Raw genomic sequence first — 16,004 nt, forward strand, 5'->3', positions numbered from 1 at the left:
AGGTCAGCTTCGCCGCAAGCTCCCCGATTCGATCATGGACCAGTTACCCCACCAAGGTTGCGTGATGCACCACTAGCCCGCGCTGCGGGGCGTGTGCGCACGATTCAGTGATATAGCAACAGCTCTCTGCGAAAGGTTCAATTTCTGACTTAAAGGCTGGCTGCCGTGATTCTAATGTTGCGCATTTACCATCGGCGGAGAAGCGAAGAACGGCCGGGCGATGGCGCCATTGGAAGGGCGGTGTCATGACATGAATGCACTAAGTCGGAAGAATCCTTCTCGTCGGAAATCTCGCTGGAGCCGGGGCGACAAGATCGCCGTCTGCGCGATGGTGATCACCGCCGTCGTCACGGTCGGGCTGTGGCTCGCCGACCGCACGGCCAAGAGCGTCCCGCCGAGCGGCACGATCACCAGCGTCCAGGACAACCTGGTCCTGACCCGTGACGCCCTGTACGTGGCGGGCGAGGCCAGTGACATCCCGGCGGGATCCGAGGTGTGGATCGTGGTACGGGCGGGCGTGGAAAGGCTGTGGTATCCGGTCAAGGCGGTGAATGTCGCCTCCGACGGCACATGGCGTTCCGATGAGGACCCGAACAATCCCCAGGAGGTCCTGGTGACCACGCCAGGTGCCTACTATATCCAGATTTATTGCGCCGATATGGGGGCCATCGCCGCGCTCCAGAAAGAGAAGGCCGACAGCCTCGCCAGCGGAATATATGACGGCATGCAACGCCTCCCGCGCGGCGCCCGCTTCCTCGACGAGAAACCGATCCGAAGAACCGCCCCGGAGGCCCCTGCCGGAGACTCCTAGATCGGGCTCCACTTCAGCGGCGCGTCCGGCGTCAGCAGCTCGCGCCAGAGGTCGATGGCCGCGATGTCGCCGCCCAGCAGAACGGCCCAGCCCTCCAGCGGGTCCTCCAGAGCCTGGTCCACGACCCGGTCCTGCATGGAGAACTCGGGCGCGCCCGAGGCCGCGCTGCCCTCGGCCAACTCGATCTTCTGGGTCAGCGCGGGGGGATCCACCAACCCGTACAGGCGGGTCGGGCCGTTGGCGTCGAAGACCTCCAGCCAGCCGTCCACGATGGTGCTTCCCCCGGTGCCCCCGGCCTTGATCCCGAACCGGATGAAGAAGTCGCCCTGCGGCCCGCCGTCCAGGGTCTCGGGGCAACCGGCGGGCGGCAGCGTGATCGGCGACTTCGACTTGACCTTGCACACCTGCGGCGCCACCGACGACAGCGGCCCCACCCACGAGTAGAGGTGAATCCCGGATAGATCCAGCTCATCCGCACCGGCGGGTCCCTTGTCGAAGGGATCCCACGCGATCAGCAGCCCGAGCCGTCCCACGGTGACGACGCTCGCCCCCGCCATATAGAAACCGAACTGTGGCATCTCCATCCCCTCTTCCCCGAGGTGCCCATCTACGGTGTAACCCCCCGCACCCCATGCGAACGGAGCGAATCCGAAAAGACTCCGCCCGTGCTCGCGACGGATCGGCGGCGGCCTGGGGTGCAGCCGTACTGGCGGGTGAAGGCGGTGATGAAGGCGGACGGCGTGGCGTACCCGACGCGGTGGGCGACCTCGGCCACGGAGTGGGTCTCCAGCAGCAGGTGGGAGGCGCGCAGGCGGAGCAGTGAGCGCCAGCGGGAGTACGGCATGCCGAACTCGCGGACGAAGTCGCGTTGCAGGGTCTTGACGCTGATGTGCAGGCGTTCGGCCCATTCCGTGAGGCCGTCCGGGGAGGAGAGGTCGCCGGACAGGGCCCTGGCGACGTGCATGGCGTAGCCGGTGCCGGTGCCGGCGCCGCGTGATCCGGAGGCGGGCTCGGTGTCGGCCGGAGGGCCGAGGCCGCTCATGACGCGGGCGCGTGCGGCCAGCGCCCGCCGTACGGTGGTCCCGGGGACGGTGAGTTCGCGCACGAGCCCGGCCGCCTCCGGGTTGATCGGCACGGCTCCCGCCCGCAGCCCCGCCAGCGACGGCGGGACCTCCCGGAGGAAGACGCGGTACACCGACTGGCTGTCGCCCGCCCGCACCTCGTGGGTCACCGCCTGGTGCGCCCAGTACACCTCGCGCGGCCCGACGAAACGGGCGTCGCCGCCGTGCCAGGCGGCCAGCACGCCGTCGGGCGACCAGTAGAACTGGTGCAGGAAGTCCTGCCGGGTCTTCCCGAACTCCAGATGGGCGGCCGAGGTGTACCTGAGCACCAGGATCCCGTTGCGATCGCCCAGGCCGTAGCCGTACTCCTCGCACCGGATCGGGTCTGCCCCGTAGTGACCCGCCACCGACATCGGATGTCCTCTCAGCGATATTCCGTGAAGATAAGGTAAGGCTAGCCTAAATATCTGTGCGGCTGTCCTGAGGGGCAGGTGACACGTGCTCTTGCTCGCGTTCGTTAAGGAAACTCCGCTGATGTTCCCTCGATTGCCCCGCCGCCTCGGCGGTGTGCTGGTTCTCACCCTCGCCTTGGTGGCGGGCTGCGGCTCCGCCGGTTCGTCCGGTTCCACCGGTTCCTCGGAGTCCGCCGCGACCGACGCCAAACCGGCCACCAGGATCTTCAAGGCCGACAACGGTGAGATCACCATCCCCGCCGACCCCAAGCGCGTCGTCGCGACCGGCTACGCGGTGCCGGTGCTCATCGAGGCCGGGGCCGCCCTGGCCGGGATCTCCTCCTGGGAGCGCGGCCTGCCGATGATGAGCGAGGAGGACCGCACCACCTACGACAAGCTGGCCAAGGTGGCGGGCGAGACCGCGGCCGAGACCAACTACGAGGCCGTCGCCGCCGCCAAGCCGGACCTGATCGTGATCGGCGTGCCCGCGCCGGTGCTCGCCCAGATCGACATGAAGCGGCTCACCTCCATCGCGCCGACCGTCGCCATCGGACCGACCACGCCGGACGCCTGGCGCGAGCTGTCCCGCCGCCAAGCCGACGCCGCCGGTCGCAGCGACTACCACCAGAGCGCCAAGGCCGCCTACGAGAAGAAGGCGGCTGAACTGTCCGCCAAGTACCGTGACGTGCTCGGCGGCATGAAGTTCGGCCACGTCGGCTCCTACGGCGAAGCCGCGAGCGGCACCTTCCAGCGCGAGTTCTCCCGCTCCTGGGGCACCAACATCGCCGAGGACATCGGCGTGACCTACTACGGCAAGGTGAAGAAGCCGGGGCCCGGCAGCCAGGCCGTGTCGGAGTACCCCTCGACGGAGGAACTTCCGCAGAGCCTCGGCGAGGCCGACGCGATCACCTACTCGGTGCGGCCGGACGGCTCGCCCGCCAAGTCCGTGCAGCACGTGCTGGACTCCAAGCTGTGGCAGGCGCTGCCCGCCGTCAAGGCCGGGAAGGCCATCCCGTTGCGCCTTACCGAGGCGGCGACGTACGAGTCGGCGCTGGCGGCCCTCGGCTCCATCGACCAGGCGCTCGCGCCGCTGCTGACCCGATGAGCGGCCACGCGGACCACGCCGATCACGCCGGCCACTCCCACGGACCCGGCCCCGACCGGTCGGATCCCGGGCCGAAGGTCGCGGCGCATCACCGGGCGGGGGAGGGGAACGTGCGCGTGCCGTACCCGATCGGCGCCCGCACGGTCTCCGTCGTGGCCCGGCACGAGCTGACCCCGCGCATGCTGCGCCTGACGCTCGGCGGCCCGGCCCTGGACGGCCTGCACACCTACCAGGCCGACGACCACGTCAAGATCGTGTTCCCCGACCCGGACGGCACGCTCCGCGCCCCCGTCCCCAACGACCACCAGATGCTCGACTGGCCCCGGCCGATGCCGACCACGCGCAAGTACACCATCCGCCGCTACGACGCCGCCGCCCGCGAGCTGGACCTCGACTTCGTGCTGCACGACGGCGGCGTCGCCTCCTCCTGGGCCGCCGCCGCGACGGTGGGCGAGGAGGTCACCATCGCCGGGCCGCCCGGCGCGCTGGCCTTCCCGCACACCTACGATTCCTACGTCTTCGCGGTGGACGCGACCGGCCTGCCCGCCGTGGCGCGCTGGCTCGCCGAAGCCCCGCCCGCGGTGTCCGCTCAGGTAGTGGTCGAGTGCGACGATCCGGTCGAGCACGACTACCCGCTGCCCGACCTCCCGGACGGCGTGTGCATCGTCCGGCTGGTACGTGTCGGCGACCGCTCCGCCCTCGCCGATACCGTCGCCGAGGTTGTCGCCGAGTTGGACCCCCTCCCCGGGCGCTCCTTCCTCTTCGCCGCCGGTGAGGCCACCGACATCAAACCGTTGCGCGCCCTCCGCCGGACGGACGCGCTGATCACCGGCTACTGGAAGCGGGGAGTCGCCGGGCTTGTCGACTGAACCCAGTGCGGTTCCACGCCGGGTCGCGTTCCTGGTGGGATCCGTCGTACTACTGGTCGTCGCGGCCCTGACAGGGATCGCCGTAGGGGCCCGTCACATCCCACTCGATGAGGTGTGGCGGGCGCTGACGGCATACGCGGGCACCGGCGATCACCTGATCGTCCGCGACGTGCGGATCCCGCGCACCGTCATGGGAATCGCCGTCGGCGCCGCGCTCGGCGTCTCCGGCGCGCTGATCCAGGTGATGACCCGCAACCCGCTGGCCGAGCCGGGCATCCTCGGCGTGACCTCAGGGGCCGGGTTCGCGATCACCGTGGGCGGGGCCCTGGGCATGGGCGGGTCGCAGCCCGCGCAGCTCGTGCTCGCCGCGGTGGGGGCGCTGCTGGTCGCGGCGCTGGTCTACGGCGTCGGCCGCAGCTCGCCACTGCGCCTGGTGCTGACCGGCGTCGCGCTCAGCTCGGTGCTGTCCGGCGCGGCGCTCGGGCTGCGGCTGCTGATGCCGGACGTCTTCGACGAGTACCGCTTCTGGGCCGTGGGCTCGCTGGCCGGGCGCGAGCAGGCGCCGGTGTTCCTGCCGCTGCTGGTGATCGCGATCGCGCTGCTGGGCGCGCTGGCGGTGAGCCGTCCGCTGGGCGCGCTCGCGCTGGGCGAGCAGGTGGCGCAGACCCTGGGCGGGCACGTCGTGCGCACGCGTGTGGTCGTCCTGCTGCTGGTGACCGCGCTGGCCGGGGCCGCGACGGCGGTGGCCGGGCCGATCGCGTTCGCCGGGCTGATCGTGCCGCACCTGGCCCGCCGGGCCGCGCGCGGGTCGGTGGCCTGGCTGGTCGTGCTCACCATGCTGCTCGGGGCGGTGCTGCTGGTGGCGGCCGACGTCGCGGCGCGGGTGCTGCTCCCCACCGGCGAGGTGCCGGTGGCGGTGGTGACCGCGTTCCTCGGCGGCCCGGCGCTGATCTGGGCGGTCCGCCGTCAGGACCTGGTGACGTGATGAGGGACACCAAGGGCATGAGGGCCCTAGTGCTGCGTGCCGGGCCGTTCTCGGCCGCCGTCGAGGTGCGCACGGCCGTCACCTCGGCGGCGCTCCTGGCGGCGGCGCTCGCGCTCGGACTGGCCGGACTCAGCCACGGCCCCACGTGGGCCACTCCCGGAGAGATCGCCGAGGCGATGGCCGGGCGCGGGGACGCCGTCGTGGTGATCACCCAGTGGCGGCTGCCGAGGGTGGCCGCGGCGCTGGTGTTCGGCGCGGCGCTGGGTCTGGCCGGGGCGTTCTTCCAGAATCTCACCCGCAATCCGCTCGGCAGCCCCGACGTGATCGGCCTGGACGCGGGCGCGTACACCGGCGCGCTGATCGTGATCACCGTGCTCGGCGGCACCGCCGCCCAGCTCGCCGCCGGGTCGGTGCTGGGCGGGCTGCTGGCCGCCGCCGTGGTCTACGCGCTGTCGCTGCACCGGCGTTCCGGCGGGCTGCGACTGATCGTGATCGGGATCGCCGTCAACGCCATCCTGACCGCGCTGAACTCCTGGATCGTGCTGCGCTCCGAGCTGGAGGTGGCCATCGCGGCGACCGGGTGGAGCGCGGGGTCGCTGAACGGCGTGGACTGGGAGGACCTGCTGCCGGCCTTCGCCGTCATCGGCGTGCTGATGGCGGCCACGCCGGCGCTGGCGCACACCGTACGGCAGGCCGCGCTCGGCGACGAACCGGCGATCACGTCCGGGGTGGCCCTGGGACGGCTGCGGTTGCTGCTCGTGCTCGCCGGGGTCGGGTGCACCGCCACGGTCACCGCCGTGGCGGGCCCGATCGTGTTCATCGCGCTCGCCGCGCCGCAGATCGGGCGCAGGCTCGTGGCGGCCCCCGGCATCCCCCTGCTGCCCGCCGCGCTGACCGGGGCGGTGCTCCTGCAGTCCGCCGACCTGGGCGCGCAGCTCCTGTTCGCGCCGATCGCGCTGCCGGTGGGCGTGGTCACCACGGTCATCGGCGGCTGCTACCTGATCTGGCTGCTCTACCGCGAAGTGAGGTACAAGTGACGGCTGCGCGGACGCGGCTTTCCGCCCGGGACATCACCCTCGCGTACGACGAGCGCGTGGTGTCGGCGGGGCTGAGCCTGGGCGTACCGGACGGCGCGTTCACCGCCGTGGTGGGCGCGAACGCCTCCGGCAAGTCGACACTGCTGCGCGCCCTGGTCCGGCTGGTGCGGCCGTCGGGCGGGGCCGTCCTGCTGGACGGCCGGGACGTGCGCGAACTCCGCTCCAAGAAGATCGCCAAGGAGGTCGGGTTCCTGCCGCAGAACCTGGTCGCGCCGGAGGAGATGGTGACCAGGCGCCTGGTGGCGCGCGGGCGCTACCCGCACCAGTCGCCACTGTCCACCTGGTCGGCCGGCGACGAGCGGGCGGTGGCGGAGGCGATGGACGCGGCCGGGGTCGCGGACCTGGCCGACCGCCCGGTGGCGGAGCTGTCCGGCGGTCAGCGGCAGCGGGTCTGGATGGCGATGGTGCTGGCCCAGGAGACGGGGCACCTGCTGCTGGACGAGCCGACGACGTTCCTCGACATCGCCCACCAGTACCAGTTGCTGGCCCTGCTCGCTCGGCTGCGCGACCGGGGCCGCACGATCGTGGCCGTGCTGCACGACATCAACCAGGCGTGCCGCTACGCCGACCATCTCGTGGCGATGAAGGACGGCCGGATCGTGGCCGAGGGCCCGCCCGAGCGGATCGTGGACGCGGCGCTGGTCGAGGACGTCTTCGGCCTGCCCTGCGTGGTCGTCCCCGACCCGGTCACCGGCACGCCGATGGTGGTGCCCACGGTCGAGTGATCTTGTGGGGCGGGGGGTGTGGTTTTCCACACCTTATTGTCGGAGGCCCGGCTCATGTCGGCCGGGCGGCGCCGATTCTAGGGTTGACCCATGACCACCCCCTGGGACCGGATCCGCGCTCACTGGTCGGCGCGCACCTGGCTCCGCACCCTCCACGTGATGACGGGCGTCCCGATCGCGCTCGTCTCGCTGGGAGTGTTCGCCGGCCTGGTCGCGCTGTCCATCGTGCTGTGGTGGACCATCGTGGGGCCGGTCGTCGCGCTGCTGATCCTCACCCGGGTGGCGCCGCCGCTCACCTGGCTGCAGCGAGCCCGGTTCGCCGCCTTCCTCGACCGTGAGATCCCCCCGCTGCCGCGCCCGTCCCGAGACCGGGGCAGGCTGCGGCGGCTGCTGTCCGACCTGCGGTCGGCCACGCTGTGGAAGCAGCTCCTCTACCACCTGCTGGCCGGGCCGCTGCTCGGCGTGGCCGGGTTCATAGCCGGGGTCGCCACCTGGTCGGCCTGCCTGGTCGCGGCCGTCGTCGCGGTGCAGCTCCGGCTGGCCGGCGCCGGGTGGGTCGCCCTGGCCCCCGCGGCGGGCGCGCTCGCGCTGTTCGTGGTGGTGCCGTGGCTGCTCGCCGGGATCACCGCGCTCGACACCGCCACCGCCCGCGCGCTGCTCGGCCCCAGCGTGAAGGACGAACTGGCCCGCCGGGTCGAGACCCTCCGGGTGAGCCGCACGGAGGTGGTCGAGGCCGCCGACGCCGAACGCCGCCGGATCGAACGCGACCTGCACGACGGCACCCAGCAGCGGCTCGTGTCGCTCGCGCTGAACCTCGGCATGGCCCGCGCCACCTTCACCGAACTGCCCGAGCCCGCGCGCGAGCTGATCGTGCGCTCCCACGAGGAGGCCAAGCAGGCCTTGAAGGAACTGCGCGACGTCGTACAGGGGCTGCACCCCGCCGTGCTCAACGACCAGGGCCTCGACGCGGCGCTGTCCGGCCTCGCGGCCCGCGCCCCCTTCCCGGTGCGGCTCAGCGTCGAGACGCCGGAGCGCGTCCCACCCGTGGTCGAGGCGGTGGCGTTCTTCGTCGTCTCCGAGGCGCTGACAAACGTGGCCAAGCACGCGGGGGCCTCCGGGGCCGAGGTCACCGTGCGGCGGGAGGACGGCGTGCTGCGCCTCGCCGTACGCGACGACGGCCGGGGCGGCGCCGACGCCGCCAAGGGGTCGGGCCTGCGCGGCCTCGCGCAGCGCGCGGGCTCGGTGGACGGCACGCTGCGCGTCGAAAGCCCCCACGGCGGCCCGACGACGATCGAGGCGGTCCTGCCGTGCGCGTAGTCCTCGCGGAAGACTCCGTACTGCTCAGAGAGGGCCTGGTCTGGGTCCTCGGCTCCGGCGGCATGCAGGTCGTCGCCGCGGTGGCCGACGCCGAGGGCCTGCTGCGCGCGGTGGAGGAACACCAGCCCGACCTCGTGGTCACCGACGTGCGGATGCCGCCCTCGCACACCGACGAGGGGCTGCGCGCCGCGCTGCTGCTCCGGCACCGGTGGCCGGAACTGCCGATCCTGGTGCTCTCGCAGTACGTCGAGGAGCGCTACGCCACCCGGCTGCTGTCCAGCGCGACGACCGGCATCGGCTACCTGCTCAAGGACCGCGTGGCCGACGTCGCCGAGTTCCTCGACTCGCTGCGGCGGGTCGCGGCGGGCGGCACCGCGCTCGACCCCGAGGTGGTCGCCCAGTTGCTGCTGCGCGGGCGCAGCGATCCGCTCGACCTGCTCACCCCCAGGGAGTACGAGGTGCTGGCGCTGATCGCGGAAGGGCGCTCCAACGGTGGCATCGCCGAGGCGTTGGTGGTGTCGGAGAGCGCGGTCGGCAAGCACATCAACAACATCTTCGCCAAGCTCGGGCTCTCCGGTGCCGACAAGGACCATCGCCGGGTGCTGGCCGTACTGCGATTTCTGAAGGTGTGAGGGGCGGCATGATGCGAAAAGCGGTGCGAACCTGGTGGATCGCCATCGGCGCGGCGCTGACGGCGGTCGCGGTGCTGGGCATCGCAGCCGCGGCGTGGTCGGGAATCCGGGTCCCCCGGGGCTACGACTTCTCCTTCCCCGGCTCCTTCGAGTCGTCGGTCCTCGACGAGCGGATGACCGAGACGAGAACGGTGACCTACGCCGTCACCACGCCGCAGATCATCGTGGACGTGCAGGGCGGTGCCACCGTGCGGGTCGCTCCCGGGGTCGCGGGGCGGCTCACCGTCAAGCGGGAGACCGTCTGGCGTGGCGGGGCGCCCTCGCTGCACGAGACCTGGGAGCGCGGGAAGACGCTGCGGGTCGAGGTGACCTGCCCCAAGGAGCCGTGGACGGCCGACCCCGCCTGCCGTACCGGCTACACGCTGAGCGTGCCGCCCGGTGTCGGCGTCCTGGTGACCACCCCCGACTGGAGCGTGTCGTGCCCACCGGCCACCAAGGAGGTGACCTGCGGCCCCAAGACCGGCGCGGCCGCTCAGCCGAGCTCGGCCCAGTTCCGCAGGGTCTCCGGCCCCTCGGTCACCGTGTCCTCGTAGGCGTCGTCGGTGACGCGGATCTTCATGTACTGCGTGCCGGCGAACACCCAGTAGTAGTTCCACTCGCCCGGCACGGGAAAGGCGGCGTCGATCCCCTCCCGGAACGCGGGGAACTTGTCGAAGGTGCCGGGCCATCCGGCGACCGGCGCCGGGCCGTAGCTGACGTGACCCTCGGGTCCTTCGTCGTTCAGCGTGGTGCGCACGTACCGGCCGTCCTGGAAGAACCAGTACTGCCGCGGGTCGTCCGGGGTCCGCATCACCGCGTCGATGGGGTTGTCGGCGAGATCGCCGAGGGCGTTCTTCCAGTCGCTCAGCGGCTTCGGACCGGCCACCAGGCTGTCCTGGTAGCCCTGGGCCGCGCCGGCGAGCTTCAGACGGAGGTACTGCTTTCCGGAGAAGACCCAGTACTCATGGCTATTGCCGGGAACGCGTAGGACCGCGTCTACTTTGGTACGAAACCCCGGATATTTCGATAATGTGTTCTTCCACGCTCGCATCGCCGAGGGCGGTCGCAACACTTCCCGAATCGGATAGCCCGACTCCGAGAGGCGCACCCGAATGTAGCGGTCGCCGGAGAACATCCAGTAACTCTCCGGGGCATTGACCATCGGGTCATCCGGAACCGGCATTACCTCATCAATGCGAGTCGGGTTCGTGTTCGCGATCGAAGGGTGCCCGGTGGACGGCTTGGTCAGGCTCACCGCCCCGGTGGCCGCCTCCTGGTCCGGCGAATTCGTCAGCACGATCACGGTTCCGGTCACCGCGACCAGCACGGCGGCGGACGCCGCCGCCGCCAGCCCGAGCAGCCGGCGGCGACGCGGCGGCGGGGTGACCGTCTGCGCCTCCGTGGTGAGGATCCGCGTGGTCAACGGGCGCAGCATCTCGGTCGCCTGGGCGATGGTCGGGCGATCGGCGGGATCCTTCCGGACCAGCGCCTCGATCACGGACCGCAGCGGCCCGGCGGTGTCGGGAATGTTCGGCTCCTCCCGGAGCACGGCGTTCAGCACGGCCACCGCCTCCGGACGATCGAACGGCGAACGCCCCGTGACCAGCACGCACAGCGTGACCCCCAGTGAGAACAGGTCACTGGGCGGCCCCGCCGGCTCGTCGGTCAGCCGCTCCGGCGCGATGTAGCCGAACGACCCCATCACCGCCCCGGTGGCCGTGATCGGATCGGTCCTGGACAGCGCCGCGATGCCGAAGTCGCACAGGATCACCCGCTCGTCGGGGCGCAGCAGCAGGTTGTCCGGTTTTATGTCCCGATGCAACGCCCCGGCCGCGTGCACCGCCGAAAGCGCCGAGAGCACCTGCAGCCCCACCTCCGCCACGGCGGCGGGACTCATCGGCCCGCTCTCCGCCACATGCTGCTGCAGCGAGGGCCCGTCCACGTACTCCATCACCAGCCACAACCGCCCGTCCTCGCTGACGAGGTCGTAGACGTTGACCACGTTCGGATGCGATATCCGGGCGATTGTGTGCGCTTCCCGCCGGGCCCTGGCCGCCTTCTTGGCCCGCTCCTTGCCCATGGCCTGAAGGTGCATCTCTTTTATCGCGACCATGCGATTCAGCAGCTGGTCGTTCGCGCGCCATACGGTTCCCATACCGCCCGCACCAATCCGGTCCAGCACCTGGTACCGGTCGGCGACCACTCGTGGTCCAGCGTAATCAGCCACGGAACCAACTTAGTCAGCAACTGCGCGTTAAACACGAGAGTCCGGCAATTCGGGCAGACCGTAGATCACAGACCGCCGATCCCGAAGGCCCGGGGTGGCCACGGCGCTCATTCGAGGGTGCGCAGCCCATGCTCCAGAAGATCGAGGGCACGCCGCACCTGCTCGCGCAGCTCGTCCGGTGAGTCACCTCGCTCGATGCCGCCCACTGCCGTCCCGACCATCGCACCGACCACGGCCCCGGCCGTCGCGGACGCCAGCGTGTCGTCCAGCCGGTCGGGGAAGGCCCGCCGCAGCCTCTCCGCGATTGCCCCGACCACGACGACCGTCCCAAGGAGCCGGACATGACCACTGGTCTTCACGACGCGATACGGGACACCCATCGAACCGCGCGGAACTTCAACCGGAGATTCGACTACCGCGTATCGCAGGCAGGTGTTCGCCGGATCACGGTGCATGGCACGCGGGGGACGTGCGCGACACTGCTTGCCGCACTTGATGTGCACCCCCGCGTCGCGATGCGGATTCTCCGGCATAGCAACATCGCAGTGACGACGGAGGTCTACACCGAGGCGACCGACGACGCGACCCAAGAGGCGCTGAGGAAGCTGGGCCGGACGCTAGGGGAGGACTGATCGGCTGCTGTACTTCGTAGCTGTACGGGAAGCAAAAGGGCCACTTCCGATTGCCGGAAGTGGCCTTTCACGCGGGTCGGGGTGGCGGGATTTGAACCCACGGCCTCTTCGTCCCGAACGGTGATCACACGTTCACATAGAGCCGTGATGGCAGCGCGTATTTGGGTAAACTCCCAGGTAGATAGCGGTTCTCTGGGCCCATCCGTGCCTGCGGGTGCCCATCTGTGACAGCAGGTCTCACGGTCAAACAACGGTCAAACGATCAAGGAGGTGATCGACAGGTTGGGATTCTCACGGAAGCGCTCCGGCCGCGACGGCAAGCCGCGGTACACGGCCTACTACCTCGATCTCAAGGGGATGGAGAAGTCTGCAGGGACGTTCTCCAGCAAGAAGGAGGCCGACAGGGCGTGGCGGGACGCTGAGAGCCTCGTCGCGCAGGGACGAGTGGGGGACCCGCGGAGAGGGCGGCAGTCCTTCGAGCGATACGTCCTCGACACGTGGCTACCGAACCACGAGATCGAAGCCACCACCCGGCAAAGCTACACGTACACGATCCACCGGCATCTGATTCCCGAGTTCGGTGCGATGCGGATGATCGACATCCTTCCCGAGCATGTCCGCGCCTGGGTCGCGACGATGAAGAAGAATGGTGTCGGCCCCGCCACCATCAAGTATGCCAAGGTGCTGCTGAGTGCGATCTGTACGACGGCGCTGAATGACCAGGTGACGTATCTGCATCCCTGCCGAGGCGTGAAAACGCCCCCGGTGCCGAGAAAGCCGCGGACGATCATCACTCCTGAGCAGTTCGACGTGCTCTATCGGGCGCTTCCGGATGCCGACTCCCGGCTTCTCATTGAGTTGGCGATCGAGACGGGGCTGAGGTGGGGAGAACTGACCGAGCTGCGAGTCAAAGATCTGGCACAGAGGTCGAGAATGCTCACCGTTTCCCGCGCGGTAGTCGAGGTGAACCCGAAGTTCCATCCCGATGGTGAACGGTTCATTGTCAAAGAATACCCAAAGGACAGAGAGTTCCGGCGCTTCAAGCTCACAGCACAGATCACGGCAAAGGTCGAAGCGCATATCGAAGCAGAAAAGCTCGATCGGGACGATCTGTTGTTCACGTGGAAGCGGGAATCCAGGGCCAAACCGGTGCTCCGCCTCGTCCCTGATCCTTGCGAACTGGGCCTCACTGAGCCGAATGAAGAAGGGAGGAGCTACCGCCATGGCACGTTGAGCGCCTACACCGCCGGTAGGTGTCGTTGCGAACATTGTCGTGCCGCGTTCGCCATCTACCGTGCTGGCCGGAGGTCCTCTGGCAAGGACCGTCCGCGTGAACCGAGGCTGCGGGCAACCGACGGCCACATCCCGGCTGACTGGTTTCGGCGTCAGATCTGGAAGCCCGCGCTCCAGGAAGCCGAACTGGGCATCAACGTGCGAATCCACGACATGCGACATGCCCACGCCTCCTGGTTGCTCGCTGGCGGCGCGGATCTGCAGGTGGTCAAGGAACGGCTTGGCCACGCCTCGATCGCCACCACAGAAAAGTATCTGCACACGCTGGATGACGCGGACGAGACTGCGCTGGACGCATTCTCGAAGATCCGGAATCGGTCAGAACGGAGATAACGCAGCTGGACGGAACTGATGCAAGAGGCGCGATGGTGACGTGCAGTAACAAGGGCTTGCGACGTATCCGAAGCACGACAATCGCCAGTGTCGGCCTCATCGCCCTGATCGCAGCCGTGGTGTCCTACCGCCACATGCACGAATTGTGCATGCGGCACGGCGAAGACCGATTGGCAGCCGTACTCATCCCACTTGCCGTGGACGGCCTGATCGTGGTGGCGTCCATGACCATCTTGCTGTCCAGCAGGTACGGCTCGCGAGGGAGTCCCTTGGCGTGGACGTTGCTCGTGGCCGGAAGCTTGGCCAGTCTGGGCGCGAACGTCGCCGTCGCGGAACCGGGTCTGATCGGCCGAATCATCGCAGCCTGGCCGAGCGCTGCGCTAATCGGAAGTTACGAGCTTCTTATGACCCAGATCCGGCGGCCTTACCCCGCGAGCATGACCGTGACCGCTGGCGAAAGGTCACTCTCTCCAATGGAAGCGTCCTCGCCTCCCTGTGGCGTCGAAGGCCACACTCATGCTGAGCTGCGACAGGCTGCCTGGCAGTGGGCTCTGGCGAATCGCCTGCCCGATGGGACGTTGCCGTCGGGCAGGGCCATCGCAGTGCGGTTCCGGCGGAGCCCGCGGTGGGGCCGCTGGATCAAGCGAGCGGGACTCGAGGGGAGGTTCGGCTGACCTTATCCGATGGACGGCCGCCGCCCTTGGAACGCGGCGAACGCGCCCATCGGTTACTAGCCAGATCAGACACACGACACAGGACCGCTCCGGCGATGCCGGGGCGGTCCTGTGCTGTCCTCAGAAGGGATTCAGATGACCATGTCGTCGCTGCCGAAGATCACCAGAGCTCAGTGCGTGATCGGGCTTCTCGCCCCGTTGGCGGCGTGCAAGAGCACGCCGCACGGGCCCTGTCACTGCCAAGCGGATACAGCCGAAGCTCGCCTCGAAGGGCTTGGAGTGTGATCGCAACGGCCCGCCGGACGCGATGCCGTCGCCGCCGATGGGGAGGTGCCCGTACCGGGCGACGCGGTGGTGCTCGCATGGCCCGGGGCAGGCGGAGCGGGTACGACGGATGTCTAGGGCGTGGAGATCGGTGAGTGGGTCGATCTGCGGCAGGCCGCGTGGCAGTGGGCGCGGGCCAATCGCCTGCCCGATGGGGCGCTGCCGTCCGGCAGGGCGATCGCTGAGCGGTTCCGGCGCAGTGCTCGGCGGGGGCGCAGGATCAAACGAGCCGGCCTTGCAGGTGAACTCGGCCCGAACAGGGAACGGGCCGGCCCGGCCTGTTATTGATCGCTCGTCATCCGACAAGCGTCGTCCAGGAAGGCCGATGTGCGCCACGTTCCGATTTCGGTCCGGCCTCCTGCGGGCAGGTCACCGCAGCCCCGCTGCGCATGGGCAGAGCATCCTGTGCTGGTCGCGCCGGACGTTCACCATCTGCTGGCCGTATTCATCGAGGCCGCCACGGCGAACAGAAGAACTCGGTGTCATCGACGCCGGTTCTCGCTTCTCACATCACCAAACCCATATCAGGAGGGAAACATGACCGGTCAGAGTACGCGCGAGGTGGGGCGGAACCGTCAAACGGACAACGGCTGCGGGGCGGGAAGGGCGGTACGGATGCCGGATCACGGTCGGCGATGCGCTCACCGGCCCGGTGGTCGAGGTCGGCGACGTGGCCGGCTTCCTGCGCGATGCCACGCCCGGGGAGGTACGCCGCGGGGTGCCGGTGTCGGGCTGCGGTGGGTGGGTGCAGGCCGTCGGAGATGGAGGTCGGGCGATCATGATGGGCGTCGTCGTTGGCGAGGTCGCTTGCTGATTCGATCTCTCCAGAACCGCCCCGGCGATGCCGGGGCGGTTCGCGTTTCCGGGCGCACCGCCCGGATACTGGCGGCTGGGCTGCCGGTGCTCGTCAGGGTGATGTGCCTGTTCGGGCTGCTCGCGCTGGTGGTCGCGTGCCGGAGTGAGCCGCACGGATCGGTCACCGCCCGGCGGATACAGCCCGAAGTCGATTCCAGAGGCTGGGACTGTGACCGTAGGCAGATCGCTGGCCGCCGGATCGACGGATGTGTCCGCATGAGGCGGTATGTGCCTACGCGGTACTGGCTGACCATCGGGCAATCGGGGGAGGTGGAGGTCCGGCCTGAGCAGTACAGACGCTGTGGGGTGGGGGACAGGTATCCCGGCTGCGCCGGCGACTGATCGGGCCGGGATCGGCAAGGTGGGCCCGTTGTCTGTGAGTCTCCGGTTCGCCGTGTCTTGGGGCTGCTGGCTTCAAGGCACGGCGGTCTACCCGTCGGCGGTCAGGTCGTGGCGGGCAACGCGCGTACCTAGCAGATTCCGGACAGTCGGCAATATAAGGTGACCAAAGTCTGGAATAGGTTGGTACGCGATAAAACGGCGCAACCAGTCCTTGCCTGAGTCCAAGGACAA

The 16,004-nt window shown here is 69.4% G+C and carries 15 protein-coding genes and 2 pseudogenes; 13 read left to right on the top strand and 4 right to left on the bottom strand.

Going from position 1 to position 16,004, the window contains the following annotated elements; translation table 11 throughout:
* The first annotated feature begins 328 nt into the window (after positions 1-328).
* Complete coding sequence (locus P3X83_RS37710) at positions 329-811, top strand: hypothetical protein (RefSeq protein WP_277310176.1); 483 nt, start codon at positions 329-331, stop codon at positions 809-811.
* Here P3X83_RS37710 and P3X83_RS37715 read toward each other — a convergent pair.
* Entirely contained in the window at positions 808-1,389 is a 582-nt protein-coding gene (locus tag P3X83_RS37715) for a hypothetical protein (RefSeq protein ID WP_277310177.1), read from the bottom strand. The two genes, P3X83_RS37710 and P3X83_RS37715, sit on opposite strands and share 4 nt — an antisense overlap.
* A 29-nt stretch (positions 1,390-1,418) precedes the next feature.
* Entirely contained in the window at positions 1,419-2,285 is an 867-nt protein-coding gene (locus tag P3X83_RS37720) for an AraC family transcriptional regulator (protein ID WP_277310178.1), read from the bottom strand.
* 121 nt (positions 2,286-2,406) lie between these two features.
* Between P3X83_RS37720 and P3X83_RS37725 the strand changes: the two genes are divergently transcribed.
* From P3X83_RS37725 to P3X83_RS37760, 8 genes are all read left to right on the top strand, one after another.
* Positions 2,407-3,429, top strand: coding sequence for an ABC transporter substrate-binding protein (locus P3X83_RS37725; protein ID WP_277310179.1), 1,023 nt, complete (start codon positions 2,407-2,409; stop codon positions 3,427-3,429).
* Positions 3,426-4,298 (top strand): siderophore-interacting protein, encoded by an 873-nt coding sequence (locus P3X83_RS37730; RefSeq protein ID WP_277310180.1) that lies wholly within the window; start codon positions 3,426-3,428, stop codon positions 4,296-4,298. Before P3X83_RS37725 ends, P3X83_RS37730 begins: the two co-directional genes overlap by 4 nt.
* Positions 4,288-5,283: an iron chelate uptake ABC transporter family permease subunit gene (locus P3X83_RS37735; RefSeq protein WP_277310181.1), complete on the top strand. Its 996-nt coding sequence runs from the start codon at positions 4,288-4,290 to the stop codon at positions 5,281-5,283. The genes P3X83_RS37730 and P3X83_RS37735 overlap by 11 nt, the downstream gene beginning before the upstream one ends.
* Before the next feature lie 17 nt (positions 5,284-5,300).
* Entirely contained in the window at positions 5,301-6,320 is a 1,020-nt protein-coding gene (locus P3X83_RS37740) for an iron chelate uptake ABC transporter family permease subunit (protein WP_277310182.1), read from the top strand.
* Positions 6,317-7,105 (top strand): ABC transporter ATP-binding protein, encoded by a 789-nt coding sequence (locus P3X83_RS37745; protein WP_277310183.1) that lies wholly within the window; start codon positions 6,317-6,319, stop codon positions 7,103-7,105. Before P3X83_RS37740 ends, P3X83_RS37745 begins: the two co-directional genes overlap by 4 nt.
* 90 nt (positions 7,106-7,195) lie before the next feature.
* Complete coding sequence (locus P3X83_RS37750) at positions 7,196-8,422, top strand: histidine kinase (RefSeq protein ID WP_277310185.1); 1,227 nt, start codon at positions 7,196-7,198, stop codon at positions 8,420-8,422.
* Positions 8,413-9,054: a response regulator transcription factor gene (locus tag P3X83_RS37755; protein ID WP_277310186.1), complete on the top strand. Its 642-nt coding sequence runs from the start codon at positions 8,413-8,415 to the stop codon at positions 9,052-9,054. The genes P3X83_RS37750 and P3X83_RS37755 overlap by 10 nt, the downstream gene beginning before the upstream one ends.
* A gap of 8 nt (positions 9,055-9,062) precedes the next feature.
* Positions 9,063-9,647 carry a hypothetical protein gene (locus tag P3X83_RS37760; protein ID WP_277310187.1) on the top strand — a complete coding sequence of 195 codons (585 nt, stop codon included), beginning with the start codon at positions 9,063-9,065 and terminating at the stop codon, positions 9,645-9,647.
* Here P3X83_RS37760 and P3X83_RS37765 read toward each other — a convergent pair.
* Together P3X83_RS37765 and P3X83_RS37770 are read right to left on the bottom strand one after the other, a co-directional pair.
* The gene (locus tag P3X83_RS37765; protein WP_346742782.1) at positions 9,587-11,320 is read right to left on the bottom strand and encodes a protein kinase; all 1,734 of its coding nucleotides are present in this window, start codon (positions 11,318-11,320) and stop codon (positions 9,587-9,589) included. The two genes, P3X83_RS37760 and P3X83_RS37765, sit on opposite strands and share 61 nt — an antisense overlap.
* Positions 11,321-11,427: 107 nt before the next feature.
* A complete protein-coding gene (locus P3X83_RS37770; protein WP_277310188.1) occupies positions 11,428-11,637 on the bottom strand; it encodes a hypothetical protein in 210 nt (69 codons plus the stop codon).
* A 24-nt stretch (positions 11,638-11,661) separates the two neighbouring features.
* Here P3X83_RS37770 and P3X83_RS37775 point away from each other — a divergent pair, with 24 nt between their 5' ends.
* From P3X83_RS37775 to P3X83_RS37790, 4 genes and pseudogenes are all read left to right on the top strand, one after another.
* Complete coding sequence (locus tag P3X83_RS37775) at positions 11,662-11,952, top strand: tyrosine-type recombinase/integrase (protein WP_277310189.1); 291 nt, start codon at positions 11,662-11,664, stop codon at positions 11,950-11,952.
* Between the two features lie 357 nt (positions 11,953-12,309).
* Positions 12,310-13,080 (top strand): annotated as a pseudogene (locus tag P3X83_RS37780) (site-specific integrase); the annotation flags it as partial.
* A 299-nt stretch (positions 13,081-13,379) separates the two neighbouring features.
* Positions 13,380-13,506 (top strand): annotated as a pseudogene (locus P3X83_RS37785) (tyrosine-type recombinase/integrase); the annotation flags it as partial.
* 104 nt (positions 13,507-13,610) lie between these two features.
* The gene (locus P3X83_RS37790) at positions 13,611-14,252 is read left to right on the top strand and encodes a DUF2637 domain-containing protein (RefSeq protein WP_277310190.1); all 642 of its coding nucleotides are present in this window, start codon (positions 13,611-13,613) and stop codon (positions 14,250-14,252) included.
* Positions 14,253-16,004: the final 1,752 nt, after the last annotated feature.

Origin of the sequence: Spongiactinospora sp. TRM90649 (assembly GCF_029382225.1) — a bacterium.
Classification (GTDB): Bacteria; Actinomycetota; Actinomycetes; order Streptosporangiales; family Streptosporangiaceae; genus Spongiactinospora.

Coding starts and splice junctions, on each gene's coding strand:
- P3X83_RS37710 (WP_277310176.1), top strand. CDS start 329: ATGGTGATCACCGCCGTCGTCACGGTCGGGCTGTGGCTCGCCGACCGC.
- P3X83_RS37715 (WP_277310177.1), bottom strand. CDS start 1,389: ATGCCACAGTTCGGTTTCTATATGGCGGGGGCGAGCGTCGTCACCGTG.
- P3X83_RS37720 (WP_277310178.1), bottom strand. CDS start 2,285: ATGTCGGTGGCGGGTCACTACGGGGCAGACCCGATCCGGTGCGAGGAG.
- P3X83_RS37725 (WP_277310179.1), top strand. CDS start 2,407: ATGTTCCCTCGATTGCCCCGCCGCCTCGGCGGTGTGCTGGTTCTCACC.
- P3X83_RS37730 (WP_277310180.1), top strand. CDS start 3,426: ATGAGCGGCCACGCGGACCACGCCGATCACGCCGGCCACTCCCACGGA.
- P3X83_RS37740 (WP_277310182.1), top strand. CDS start 5,301: ATGAGGGCCCTAGTGCTGCGTGCCGGGCCGTTCTCGGCCGCCGTCGAG.
- P3X83_RS37750 (WP_277310185.1), top strand. CDS start 7,196: ATGACCACCCCCTGGGACCGGATCCGCGCTCACTGGTCGGCGCGCACC.
- P3X83_RS37760 (WP_277310187.1), top strand. CDS start 9,063: ATGATGCGAAAAGCGGTGCGAACCTGGTGGATCGCCATCGGCGCGGCG.
- P3X83_RS37775 (WP_277310189.1), top strand. CDS start 11,662: ATGACCACTGGTCTTCACGACGCGATACGGGACACCCATCGAACCGCG.
- P3X83_RS37790 (WP_277310190.1), top strand. CDS start 13,611: ATGGTGACGTGCAGTAACAAGGGCTTGCGACGTATCCGAAGCACGACA.